A 12,392-nucleotide genomic window follows, 5' to 3' on the forward strand; every position below is an offset into this window, starting at 1 on the left:
GAACCCGAAGGTTCCCGTTTTTTCATTGCCTTACAAGCGAATCAGCGTGGAAACGCTGGCGGGTTCACACCAGCCATGTCTTCCATCACACGAACCACCTGGCAGCTATAACCGAATTCGTTGTCGTACCAGACGTACAGAACAACGCGGTTGTCGTTGGCGATGGTCGCTTCTGCGTCAACCACACCGGCGTGGCGCGAGCCGACGAAGTCGGTCGAAACCACTTCCTGGGAAGCCACGTAGTCGATCTGCTTGTGCAGCTCCGAGTGCATGGCGGTCTGGCGCAGGTACTCGTTGATCTCGTCGCGGGTGGTGGCCTTTTCCAGGTTCAGGTTCAGGATGGCCATCGAAACGTTCGGCGTCGGGACACGAATGGCGTTGCCGGTCAGCTTGCCCTTCAGCACTGGCAGTGCCTTGGCAGCAGCGGTGGCGGCGCCGGTTTCGGTGATGACCATGTTCAGCGGCGCGGCACGGCCACGGCGGCTGCCCTTGTGGAAGTTGTCGATCAGGTTCTGGTCGTTGGTGAACGAGTGAACGGTTTCGACGTGGCCGTTGACGATGCCGTACTGGTCGTTGATGGCCTTGAGCACCGGCACGATGGCGTTGGTGGTGCAGGAGGCCGCCGAGATGATCTTGTCATCGGCAGTGATATCACCGTGGTTGATACCGTGCACGATGTTCTTCAGCGCGCCCTTGCCAGGTGCGGTGAGGATCACGCGGGCAGCACCCGGGCAGGCCAGGTGCTGGCCCAGGCCGTCGGCGTCACGCCATACGCCGGTGTTGTCGACGATGAGCGCATTGTCGATGCCGTACTGGGTGTAGTCGACTTCGCTCGGGCTCTTGGCATAGATAACCTGGATCAGGTTGCCGTTGGCAGTGATGGTGTTGTTGGCTTCGTCGATGGTGATGGTGCCATCGAACGGACCATGCACCGAGTCACGGCGCAGCAGGCTGGCACGCTTGACCAGGTCGTTTTCGGCGCCTTTGCGCACGACGATGGCACGCAGACGCAGGCCGTCACCACCACCGGTCTTCTCGATCAGGATGCGCGCCAGCAGGCGGCCGATGCGACCGAAGCCGTACAGGACAACGTCGGTGCCTTTGCGCGCCGAAGCGTTCTGCTGACCGACCACGTCGGCCAGCTCTTCACGGACGAACTGCTCGGCAGTGCGGCCATTGCCTTCCTGCTTGAACTTGTTGGCCAGCTTGCCCAGGTCGACCGATGCGGCGCCCAGTTTCAGCTCGCTCATGGCCTTGAGCAGGGGGAATGTCTCGTGGACGGACAGTTCGGTTTCGTCGGTTTGGCGGTGGCGCGCAAAGCGGTGCGCCTTGAGAATCGAGATAACCGAACGGTTGATCAGGCTGCGGCCATAAATCGAGCTCACCACATTGTTATTGCGGTAGAGCTGACCGATAAGCGGGATCATCGCTTCAGCCAGGGCTTCACGATCAATCCACTCACCAAGACACTGGTCGGGCTTCTGAGTCACGGGAACCTTCCACATGTAGGGACAGAAAAAAGGGGCTACATTATGACGCCCCAACGCGGAACCGGCAATGAGTGCCTGTCGCAGTGACGCAAGCCAGTGTTCATGCCCTTTCGAGCCTGACAGCCGGCACTGTCACCGGTACAATCGGTCTCTTTGCCGCAACGCTTGGAGTGCAATCTCCCGTGTCAGTTCTGCGCCTACCGCAAATGTCGGCCACGGCCGGCAAACAAACCTGGGGCAACCTGCCCGGTGCCGCCCTCAGCCTTGCCATCGCCGAAGCCGCCAGCAGCGCTGGCCGCTTCACCCTGCTGCTGACGGCCGACAGCCAGGCCGCCGACCGTCTGGAGCAGGAGCTGCGCTTCTTTGCCCCAGACCTGCCCGTGCTGCCGTTCCCCGATTGGGAAACCCTGCCCTACGACCTGTTCTCGCCGCACCAGGACATCATCTCCCAGCGCATCGCCAGCCTGTACCGTCTGCCGGAGCTGAGCCACGGCATCCTCGTGGTGCCGATCACCACCGCCCTGCACCGCCTGGCACCCACGCGTTTTCTGCTGGGCAGCAGCCTGGTGCTGGATGTGGGCCAGACCATCGACGTGGAACAGATGCGCCTGCGCCTGGAGGCCAGCGGTTATCGTTGTGTCGACACCGTCTACGAGCATGGCGAGTTCGCCGTGCGCGGCGCGCTGATCGACCTGTTCCCGATGGGCAGCAAACTGCCCTACCGCATCGACCTGTTCGATAACGAGATCGAGACGCTGCGCACCTTCGACCCCGAGACCCAGCGCTCGATCGACAAGGTGGATTCGGTGCGCCTGCTGCCAGCACGCGAATTCCCGATGCAGAAGGAAGAAGTGACCCGCTTCAAGGCACGCTTTCGCGAGCGCTTCGACGTCGACTTCCGCCGCAGTGCAATCTTCCAGGACCTGGCCAGCGGCATCATCCCCGCCGGTATCGAGTACTACCTGCCACTGTTCTTCGAAGAAACCTCGACCCTGTTCGACTACCTGCCGACCGACACCCAGGTGTTCTCGCTACCCGGTGTGGAACAGGCCGCCGAGCACTTCTGGAACGACGTGCGCGGGCGTTATGAAGACCGCCGCGGCGACCTCAGCCGGCCGCTGTTGCCGCCGGCCGAGCTGTTCCTGCCGGTGGAAGATTGCTTCGCCCGGCTCAAGCAGTGGCCCCGGGTGGTGGTCAGCAGCGAAGAGCTGGAGCCTGGCGTGGGCCGCGAGCGCTTCCCGGCGCGCGCCCTGCCCAACCTGGCCATCGAGGCCAAGGCCAACCAGCCGCTGGCCGAGCTGGCCAACTTCCTCGACCAGTTCCCCGGCCGCGTGCTCTTCACTGCCGAATCAGCGGGCCGCCGGGAAGTGCTGCTGGAGCTGCTCGAACGGCTGAAGCTGCGCCCGCATACCGTCGAAGGCTGGGACGACTTCATTACCGGTGCCGAGCGCCTGGCGATCACCATCGCCCCGCTGGACGACGGCCTGCTGCTGGACGATCCAGGGCTGGCGCTGATTGCCGAAAGCCCACTGTTCGGCCAGCGGGTGATGCAGCGCCGGCGCCGTGACAAGCGCGGCGAAACCGCCAACGACGCGGTCATCAAGAACCTCACCGAGCTGCGCGAAGGTGCGCCGGTGGTGCACATCGACCATGGCGTCGGCCGCTACCTGGGCCTGGCCACGCTGGAAATCGACGGCCAGGCCGCCGAATTCCTGACGCTGGAATACGCCGAGAACGCCAAGCTGTATGTGCCGGTGGCCAACCTGCACCTGATCGCCCGCTACACCGGCAGCGACGACGCCCTGGCACCGCTGCACCGGCTGGGTTCGGAGGCCTGGCAGAAAGCCAAGCGCAAGGCCGCCGAACAGGTCCGCGACGTGGCCGCCGAACTGCTCGACATCTATGCTCGCCGCGCCGCGCGCAAGGGCTACGCGTTTGCCGACCCGTCGGCTGACTACGCCACCTTCAGCGCCGGCTTCCCGTTCGAGGAGACCCCGGACCAGCAGGCCGCCATCGAGGCCGTGCGCGCCGACATGCTGGCACCCAAGCCAATGGACCGCCTGGTCTGTGGCGACGTGGGCTTCGGCAAGACCGAAGTGGCCATGCGCGCGGCGTTCATCGCCGTGCACAGTGGCCGCCAGGTGGCCGTGCTGGTGCCCACCACCCTGCTTGCCCAGCAGCATTACAACAGCTTCCGCGACCGCTTTGCCGACTGGCCCGTGACCGTGGAAGTGATGAGCCGCTTCAAGTCGGCCAAAGAAGTGGCCGCCGCCGCCGCGGACCTTGCCGAAGGCAAGATCGACATCCTTATCGGCACCCACAAGCTGCTGCAGGACGACGTGCGCTTCAAGGACCTGGGCCTGGCCATCATCGATGAAGAGCACCGCTTTGGCGTGCGCCAGAAAGAACAGCTGAAGGCGCTGCGCAGCGAGGTCGATATCCTCACCCTGACCGCCACGCCGATTCCGCGCACGCTGAACATGGCGGTGGCGGGCATGCGCGACCTGTCGATCATCGCCACGCCGCCAGCACGCCGCCTGTCGGTGCGCACCTTCGTCATGGAACAGAACAAGAGCACGGTCAAGGAGGCGCTGCTGCGCGAACTGTTGCGCGGTGGCCAGGTGTACTACCTGCACAACGATGTGAAAACCATCGAAAAATGCGCCGCCGACCTTGCCGAGCTGGTGCCCGAGGCACGCATCGGCATCGGCCACGGGCAAATGCGCGAACGCGAGCTGGAACAGGTGATGAGCGATTTCTACCACAAGCGTTTCAACGTTCTGGTGGCCTCGACCATTATCGAAACCGGTATCGACGTGCCCAGCGCCAACACCATCGTCATCGAGCGCGCCGACAAGTTCGGCCTGGCCCAGCTGCACCAGCTGCGTGGCCGGGTTGGCCGTAGTCACCACCAGGCCTACGCCTACCTGCTCACACCTGCCCGTCAGAAGGTGAGCGCCGACGCCGAAAAACGTCTGGAGGCGATCGCCAACACGCAAGACCTTGGCGCAGGCTTTGTGCTGGCCACCAACGACCTGGAAATCCGCGGTGCCGGCGAGCTGCTGGGCGAAGGCCAGAGCGGGCAGATCCAGGCGGTAGGCTTCACCCTGTACATGGAAATGCTCGAACGTGCGGTCAAGGCAATCCGTAAAGGCACCCAGCCGAACCTTGAGCAACCCCTGGGTGGCGGCCCGGAGATCAACCTGCGCCTGCCGGCACTGATCCCCGAGGACTACCTGCCTGACGTGCATGCGCGCCTGATCCTGTACAAACGCATTGCCTCGGCTGCCGACGAAGAAGGCCTCAAGGACTTGCAGGTCGAGATGATCGACCGCTTCGGCTTGTTGCCAGAGCCGACCAAGAACCTGATGCGCCTGACGTCACTCAAGCTGCACGCGGAAAAGCTCGGCATCAAGAAAGTCGATGCAGGGCCCAACGGTGGCAAGCTTGAGTTCGAAGCCGAAACACCGGTCGACCCACTGACCCTGATCAAGCTGATCCAGGGTCAGCCCAAACGTTACAAGTTCGAAGGGGCCACCCAGTTCCGCTTCCTGGTACCGATGGAACGCCCCGACGAACGTTTCAATACCCTGGAGGCGCTGTTCGAGCGCCTGACCCCACAGCCTGCCTAAGGAAGACTCATGCGTGCCATCCGTTGCCTGACCCTGCTGCTGGCGCTGTTCGCCCCAGCTGCCTTCGCCGAAGGCCTGTATCAGGTAGAAATGATTCTGGTGCGGCAGAACAGCGTGCCCGCCTTCACCAGCCCGTTCGCCCCCGAAGACTGGAGCGCTGGCGCCCCACGCCTGGCGAAAGATGCCGAGCGCCCCCCAGCACTGGAAGATGAAGCCACCCGCCTGGAAGCCACCGCCGACTACACGGTGCTGATGCACAAGGCCTGGCAACAGCAGGTGGGCAGCGAACCCAGCCGCATCGCTCTGGGCGAAGGCACCGAACAGTTCGGGCACTTCCCGATCGAAGGCAACCTGAGCATCGCTGAAGGCCGCTTCATCACCGTCGAGGCCAACTTCTGGGTCAACCAGCTGGATGGCAACGGCAGCGTGCTGCAAAGCGAGCAGTTCAGGCAGAGCAACAGCAACGTCAAGGGCGGCCAGCTGACCTTTCTCGACGGCGGGCACCTGGCGGTGCTGCTGAAGGTGACCCCACCAGGCACGCCGAAAATGCCGGTGATGGACCCGGAGATGATGGAGCAGTAAGCCCATGAAGGACGATGCCGCCGAAATGGTGAACGCCTATCCGAACTGGATTCAATCGTTCAGCAAAGCTGCCCTGCAGCGCGGTGAGCGCTATGCCGAGGAAGGCAGGGCCGAACTGGAAGGCATTCATGGGCCAACCATAACGGCCAGTTGCCAAGGGAGCGGCAACAACCACTACCGGCAACGCATCGAGTTGCACGTAGCGGGCGGCCGCTGCCATGTGCGCGGTGACTGCGATTGCCCGGTTCGGCACAATTGCAAGCATTGCGCCGCTGTCCTTTTCTGCGTGAGCGACCGCTTTTCCCGTAGGGAGGCAACGCAAGCCAACCCAGGCGCCTTGTCTGCCGAATTGCAGCACTGGTTGAGCGGCCTGGAGCAGGCCCCGCCCAAAGCCGACGCCACCGAAGACAAGCGTGGGCGCATGGTGTGCTATCAGCTGCAGCTTACCGACGATGCCGGCTGCGCCCTGCTTGTGCGCAAGGGCACGCGGACGGAGGACGGCATCCGCTTCAGCCGCGTCCAGTCCCTTTACGATTTCCTCTACGAGCCACCGCGCTTCGTAACAGACGAAGACATCCGCATTCTGCGCCTGCTCTCGGCCTTGAATCAGGGCGGCGGCCAGGATCGCGGCTACCGACTGAAGGGCCATGAAGGTGGCGAGCTGTTCCAGCGCGCCCTCGAAACCGGGCGGATGTTCTTCGACACCGACCTCCCCCTGCTTCATGAAGGCCCGGTGCGCCACGCCGAGTTTCGCTGGGTACGCCTGGACAACGGAAATTACCGGGGGCGGTGGTACAGCGGCGAAGCGATGCTGCGCTGCGTCATCCCGCTGCTGCCGCTTTACTACCTGGACCTGCCGACCCGTGAAGTGGGCAAGGTCGAGCACAGCCTGGATCCCCACGTCGCCGTACAGCTGACTATTGCACCCGACGTGCCGGAACACCTGGTCGTACCCCTGAGCCACAAGCTCAATGCCCTCAGCCATAAGGTGCCGACCCCGACGCAAGTGCAGGAGCAGTTGCTCGATAACATCCAGCCAAAGCCCCTTCTTGCTCTCGGCAGCCTTGAATACACCGCCTACATGCCGAAAACCGGTCGCATGCAACGGCAGATGCAACACCGCGCCGCATTGGCGTTCGATTATGACGGCTTGCAGGCCAGCGGCACCGACGAAAAGCCGCTGACCCGCCTGGCAGGCAGCACCAGCCAGCGCATTCGCCGCCAGCCTCAAGCCGAGCAGACGCTGCGCCAGATGCTGCGCGATTTCGGCTTCAAACCCGCTACACGGCAGAGCAAGGCCCTACCCGACAGCGCCGGCGAAATGTACCAGTTGCCTGACGACGAAGCCTGGCTGCGCTTTGCCCGTGAGGGCCTGCCGCGCCTGCGCGAAGCCGGTTGGGACATCGACATTCACCGCGACTTCGCCTTCAACCTGCAGGAGGTGGACGACTGGTATGCAACCATCGACGAAGCGCCCGGCCATGAATGGTTCGACCTGGAATTAGGCATCGTGGTCGATGGCCAGCGCCACAGCCTGCTGCCGATCGTGTTGCACCTGCTGCGCAGCAGCCCGGAGCTGCTACGCCCCAGCGAACTGGCCCGGCGCAGCGATGATGAACATCTGCTGATCGACCTCAACCGCGGCCGTCTCGATGCCCCGGCTTTGCGCGTCGCCCTGCCCTACGGCCGCATCAAGGCAGTCATGGGCACCCTGGGCGAGCTCTACTTGCACGAAGACACTGCAGGCCCGTCCCTGCGCATGGAGCGTGCCGACGCCGCGCGCCTGAACGAAATAGAAGGCCTGCCACTGCACTGGGAAGGTGGCGAGCACGTACGCGATCTGGGCCGCCGCTTGCGCGATGCCCGCGACCTGCAGGTAGAACCGCCCACTGGGCTGCAGGCCAGCTTGCGTCCCTATCAGCAGCAAGGCCTGAACTGGCTGCAGGCCCTGCGCGAGATGGGTACCGGCGGTATCCTCGGCGACGACATGGGCCTGGGCAAGACCCTGCAGGCCTTGGCCCATCTGCTGCTGGAGAAACAGTCCGGGCGCCTGAGCGCACCGGCCCTGGCAGTCATGCCGACCAGCCTCATACCCAACTGGCTGGACGAAGCCCAGCGCTTCGCCCCCGACCTGCGCGTCCTGGCACTGCATGGGCCGGGGCGCAGCAAGCACTTCACCAAGCTGCATGAGTACGATCTGATCCTGACCACTTACGCCCTGATGCCGCGCGACCTCGAACAGCTGCGCCCCCAGGCCTGGCACGTGCTGATACTGGACGAGGCGCAAAACATCAAGAGCAGCAGCAGCAAGGCTGCCCTCGCCGTCTGCGAGCTACAGGCCGGGCAGCGTTTGTGCCTGACCGGCACGCCGATGGAAAACAACCTGGGCGAACTGTGGTCGATCTTTCACTTCCTGATGCCCGGCTGGCTGGGCGACCTGAAGCGCTTCAACCACGATTACCGCAACCCGATCGAACGCCACGGTGACAGCGAGCGCATGGCCCACCTGGCCAGCCGCATCCGGCCGTTCCTGCTGCGACGCACCAAGGAGCAGGTGGCCACAGAGCTGCCGGCCAAGACCGAAATGGTGCACTGGGTCGAGCTCAGTGATGCCCAGCGCGATACGTATGAAGCCGTGCGAGTGGCCATGGACCAGAAAGTCCGCGACGAAATCGCCCGCAATGGCGCCGCACGCAGCCAGATCGTGATCCTCGATGCGTTGCTCAAGCTGCGCCAGGTGTGCTGTGACCTTCGCCTGGTCAAGGGGGTAGAAAGCAAAGGCAACCAGGCCGACAAGGGCAAGCTGGGCGCGCTGCTGGAAATGCTCGAAGAACTGCTCAGCGAAGGGCGTCGGGTGTTGTTGTTCTCACAGTTCACCTCGATGCTGGCGCTGATCGAGCAGGAGCTCGAGAAGCGCAAGATCCGCTACAGCCTGCTGACCGGCGACACTCGCGACCGTCGCACGCCAGTGCAGCAGTTCCAGCAAGGTGAAAGCGAAGTGTTCCTGATCAGCCTCAAGGCTGGGGGCGTAGGCTTGAACCTGACGGCGGCGGACACCGTGATCCACTTCGACCCCTGGTGGAACCCGGCGAGCGAAAACCAGGCTACCGACCGTGCCTACCGCATCGGCCAGGACAAACCGGTGTTCGTGTTCAAGCTGATTACCCGGGGTACGGTGGAAGAGAAGATCCAGTTGTTGCAGCAGGAAAAGGCAGCATTGGCCGCCAGCCTGCTGGACGGCGGGCAGGCTGGGCAATGGCGGCTTGGCGATGAAGAAATCGAGGCCCTGTTCGCGCCATTGCCCGGGAAGCGCGGGCGGTAGGCCAAAGGGGGATAGAGCGTAGGAGCGGGTTTACCCGCGAAAGGGCCGGCCCTGCCGACCAATCTCCACCCGCCGTTCACCGTTCCGCCGCTACCGTATTCGCAGGTAAACCCGACTTGTGGGAACGAACAGGCCAGCGCAGTCAATCGACCAGCTGAGCTTCCTTCAACGCCCCCAACGCCTCCAGCCAGCGCGGCTGCTGGCGATAATCGGTTCGCGCAAACCCTTGCCCACGCATCCGCGCAATCCGCGGCGATGGCTTGACCTTCATGCGCTGCGCCGCACTCAGCGCCAGCTCCGCCGCCGCCCGGTCATTGCACACCAGGCCCATATCACAACCGGCGCTCAGCGCCGCCTCGATACGGCTGGCCGCGTCGCCCACCACATGCGCACCGGCCATCGACAGGTCATCACTGAAAATCACCCCATCAAAGCCCAGCTCGCCACGCAGGATGTCCTGCAACCAACGCCGCGAGAAGCCAGCGGGCTGGTTGTCAACCTGCGGGTAGATGACATGCGCCGGCATCACTGCCGCCAGTTGCCCACTCAGGCGGGTAAACGGCACCAGGTCGGACTGGCGCAGTTGTTCCAGGCTGCGTTCATCAGTGGGGATGGCCACGTGCGAATCGGCTTCGGCCCAGCCATGCCCCGGGAAATGCTTGCCACAGGCGGCCATACCCGCCGCATTCATGCCACGGATGAACGCGCCGGCCAGGCGCGTTGCAAGCAGCGGGTCACCCTCGAACGCGCGGCTGCCCACCACGGCGCTACGCTGGTGGTCCAGGTCGAGCACCGGAGCGAAGCTGAGGTCCAGGCCAACCGCCAGCACCTCGGTCGCCATCAGCCAGCCGCACTGCTCAGCCAGATACTCGGCATTGTCGTTATCGGCCAGCGCACGCATGGCCGGCAGGCGCACAAAGCCCTGGCGCAGACGCTGTACGCGCCCGCCTTCCTGGTCCACTGCCAGGATCAGATCGGGGCGAATGGCGCGGATGGACGCGCACAGTTCGCGAACCTGGCGCGGGTTGTCGATATTGCGGGCGAAGATGATCAGGCCAGCCACTTCCGGCTGGCGAAGCAGTTGACGGTCTTCGGCGGTCAGCCATTTACCGGCGATATCCACCATCAGGGAGCCTTGCAGGCTGACAGTCATGGGTAATCCTTCATTGAAGACAGAGAGAGGCCCACCGAGGGGCAGCAGACACCGGCAGACACGCGCCGTTGGCCACAGGCGAAGCCATACAGGCACTGGTCAGCAAGGGAGATGCGAAGTAGATCGAAATCGGTCATGGGCGCTAGCTTAGCGGAAGCGCCCCGCCACGCCCAGCCTTCAGGCCTTGGCGGTAGCCGAACCGGTCTTTGTGCGCGGGCGCAGCTGCGCAGTGGCCATCGCCTCGTCGGTTACACCGCTGTCAGCGCGCATGCCTGCCGCCAGGAACGGCACCATCAGGCGCATCACCTGCTCGATCGAGGTGTTGATGCCGAAGTCGGTCTCGGCAATCGCCCGCAGGGCCTTGATACCGGACATGCTGAAGGCCGCGGCACCCAGCATGAAGTGCACACGCCAGAACAGTTCCAGTGGCGGAATGCGTGGCGCAGCCTCGTTCACCAGCAGCATGTAGCGGCGGAACACCTTGCCGTACATGTCTTCCAGATAGCGCCGCAGGTGACCCTGGCTCTGGCTGAACGCCAGGCCCAGCAGGCGCATGAAGATCGACAGGTCGTTGTTGCTGCGCGGCTGCACGGCCAGCGCCTGCTCTACGAGCATTTCCAGCAGTTCTTCGAGGCTCGGCTTGTGCTCCGGCTTGGCCTGGCGGCGCTCCAGCTCACGCTCCAGACTGGCGCAGAATGGGCCAAGGAAACGCGAGAAAACGGCCTGGATCAGCGCCTTCTTGGAGCCGAAATGATAGTTGACTGCCGCCAGGTTGACCCCGGCCTTGCTGGTAATCAGCCGCAACGAGGTTTCGGCGAACCCCCTTTCCGCGAACAGCTGCTCGGCAGCGTCGAGAATGCGTTCAACGGTTTCCGATTGGGCCATGACTACTCCGACTACTCCGTCAGACAAACAGGTGTTTGAAACATACGTTTCAGCCCTGCTTCTGTCAAGGCTCGGTGACTGGGCGGTCGCCATTTAAAAGCCCCAGCCGGCCCACTGCAAGCGCCACCTCTTCTGTTTATTGCGCCTTTTGGCTTGCAGCGCACCCAGTACTGTATATAATTCCAGTCACTGTACAAAAAGACAGAGCGCTTACCATGTTGAAACTGACGCCACGCCAAGCCGAAATTCTCGCGTTCATCAAGCGCTGCCTGGAAGACAACGGCTTCCCGCCTACCCGCGCCGAGATTGCTCAGGAGCTGGGCTTCAAGTCGCCCAATGCCGCCGAGGAGCACCTCAAGGCCCTTGCCCGCAAGGGCGCGATCGAAATGACGCCGGGCGCTTCCCGCGGCATCCGCATCCCTGGCCTGGAAGCCAAGGCCGAAGAAGCCGGCCTGCCCATCATCGGCCGGGTCGCTGCCGGTGCGCCGATTCTTGCCGAACAGCACATCGAGCAATCCTGCAACATCAACCCTGCCTTCTTCCACCCCCAAGCCGACTATTTGCTGCGCGTACACGGCATGAGCATGAAGGACGTCGGCATCTTCGACGGCGACCTGCTGGCGGTGCACACCTGCCGTGAAGCCCGCAACGGCCAGATCGTTGTGGCGCGCATCGGTGACGAAGTCACCGTCAAGCGCTTCAAGCGCGAAGGCAGCAAAGTCTGGCTGCTTGCCGAAAACCCCGAATTCGCCCCCATCGAAGTCGACCTGAAAGAACAGGAGCTGGTGATCGAGGGCTTGAGCGTCGGCGTCATTCGCCGCTGATCCAGGAGGCGTCATGCAGCAGTTCATTCACGCACCCGAGCAAGCCCAGTTGCCCCTGTTCGAAGCATTCCTCGCCCAGCCCGTGCTGCCAGGCCTGAAAGCCAGGGAACCGGCGCGCAAGAGCAGCCAGCCCGAGCTGTTCAGCGAACTGTCGCTGCGCGGCGCCCCTGGCCACTGCCAAAGCCTGCTGGCCCCCGTGCTGCGCGAACTGAGCGAAGAGGACGAGGCCCGCTGGCTGACCCTGATCGCCCCACCGCCAAGCCTGACCCAGGCCTGGCTGCGCGATGCCGGGCTCAACCGTGAACGTATTCTGCTGCTGCAACCCCGCAGCAATCAAAGCGCGCTGCAACTGGCCTGTGAGGCTTTGCACCTGGGCCTCAGCCACACCGTGGTGAGCTGGCTGGGCAACGTCAATGCCGCTGCACGCCAACAACTGCTACGTGCAGCCAGTGCCGGAAATGCACAAAGCCTGAACATCCGCCTCGGCTGATGTTCAGGCTTTGC

8 protein-coding genes are annotated in these 12,392 nt (G+C 63.7%); 5 read left to right on the forward strand and 3 right to left on the reverse strand.

What is annotated here, in order from left to right; all coding sequences use genetic code 11:
• Nucleotides 1-41: 41 nt before the first annotated feature.
• On the reverse strand, nucleotides 42-1,505 hold the full coding sequence (locus tag ACF8O8_RS27360) for a glyceraldehyde-3-phosphate dehydrogenase (protein ID WP_010953137.1): 1,464 nt from the start codon (nucleotides 1,503-1,505) through the stop codon (nucleotides 42-44).
• 167 nt (nucleotides 1,506-1,672) lie between these two features.
• Between ACF8O8_RS27360 and mfd the strand changes: the two genes are divergently transcribed.
• From mfd to ACF8O8_RS27375, 3 genes are read left to right on the forward strand one after another with little or no spacing between them, the layout of a single operon-like run.
• Nucleotides 1,673-5,122 carry a transcription-repair coupling factor gene (mfd, locus tag ACF8O8_RS27365; protein WP_392510913.1) on the forward strand — a complete coding sequence of 1,150 codons (3,450 nt, stop codon included), beginning with the start codon at nucleotides 1,673-1,675 and terminating at the stop codon, nucleotides 5,120-5,122.
• Nucleotides 5,123-5,131: 9 nt separating this feature from the next.
• Nucleotides 5,132-5,704: a peptidoglycan binding protein CsiV gene (locus tag ACF8O8_RS27370; RefSeq protein WP_010953135.1), complete on the forward strand. Its 573-nt coding sequence runs from the start codon at nucleotides 5,132-5,134 to the stop codon at nucleotides 5,702-5,704.
• A gap of 4 nt (nucleotides 5,705-5,708) precedes the next feature.
• Nucleotides 5,709-9,026 (forward strand): SNF2-related protein, encoded by a 3,318-nt coding sequence (locus ACF8O8_RS27375; RefSeq protein WP_392510915.1) that lies wholly within the window; start codon nucleotides 5,709-5,711, stop codon nucleotides 9,024-9,026.
• A 142-nt stretch (nucleotides 9,027-9,168) separates the two neighbouring features.
• Here the strand turns inward: ACF8O8_RS27375 and nagZ are convergent, their stop codons facing one another.
• Nucleotides 9,169-10,167, reverse strand: a complete 999-nt coding sequence (gene nagZ / locus ACF8O8_RS27380) for a beta-N-acetylhexosaminidase (protein WP_172835038.1) — start codon at nucleotides 10,165-10,167, stop codon at nucleotides 9,169-9,171.
• A 189-nt stretch (nucleotides 10,168-10,356) separates the two neighbouring features.
• On the reverse strand, nucleotides 10,357-11,064 hold the full coding sequence (locus ACF8O8_RS27385) for a TetR/AcrR family transcriptional regulator (protein ID WP_010953132.1): 708 nt from the start codon (nucleotides 11,062-11,064) through the stop codon (nucleotides 10,357-10,359).
• Nucleotides 11,065-11,279: 215 nt separating this feature from the next.
• Between ACF8O8_RS27385 and lexA the strand changes: the two genes are divergently transcribed.
• Together lexA and sulA are read left to right on the forward strand one after the other, a co-directional pair.
• A complete protein-coding gene (lexA, locus tag ACF8O8_RS27390) occupies nucleotides 11,280-11,888 on the forward strand; it encodes a transcriptional repressor LexA (RefSeq protein WP_010953131.1) in 609 nt (202 codons plus the stop codon).
• Between the two features lie 13 nt (nucleotides 11,889-11,901).
• Complete coding sequence (gene sulA / locus ACF8O8_RS27395; protein ID WP_010953130.1) at nucleotides 11,902-12,378, forward strand: SOS-induced cell division inhibitor SulA; 477 nt, start codon at nucleotides 11,902-11,904, stop codon at nucleotides 12,376-12,378.
• Nucleotides 12,379-12,392 lie beyond the last annotated feature (14 nt).

Origin of the sequence: Pseudomonas sp. TYF_14, assembly GCF_043105275.1 — a bacterium.
Taxonomy (GTDB): Bacteria; Pseudomonadota; Gammaproteobacteria; order Pseudomonadales; family Pseudomonadaceae; genus Aquipseudomonas; species Aquipseudomonas alloputida.

Bases quoted from the DNA above. Each gene is read 5' to 3' on its own strand.
- ACF8O8_RS27360 (WP_010953137.1), bottom strand. From the start codon at position 1,505: ATGTGGAAGGTTCCCGTGACTCAGAAGCCCGACCAGTGTCTTGGTGAG.
- ACF8O8_RS27370 (WP_010953135.1), top strand. From the start codon at position 5,132: ATGCGTGCCATCCGTTGCCTGACCCTGCTGCTGGCGCTGTTCGCCCCA.
- ACF8O8_RS27375 (WP_392510915.1), top strand. From the start codon at position 5,709: ATGAAGGACGATGCCGCCGAAATGGTGAACGCCTATCCGAACTGGATT.
- ACF8O8_RS27385 (WP_010953132.1), bottom strand. From the start codon at position 11,064: ATGGCCCAATCGGAAACCGTTGAACGCATTCTCGACGCTGCCGAGCAG.
- lexA (WP_010953131.1), top strand. From the start codon at position 11,280: ATGTTGAAACTGACGCCACGCCAAGCCGAAATTCTCGCGTTCATCAAG.
- sulA (WP_010953130.1), top strand. From the start codon at position 11,902: ATGCAGCAGTTCATTCACGCACCCGAGCAAGCCCAGTTGCCCCTGTTC.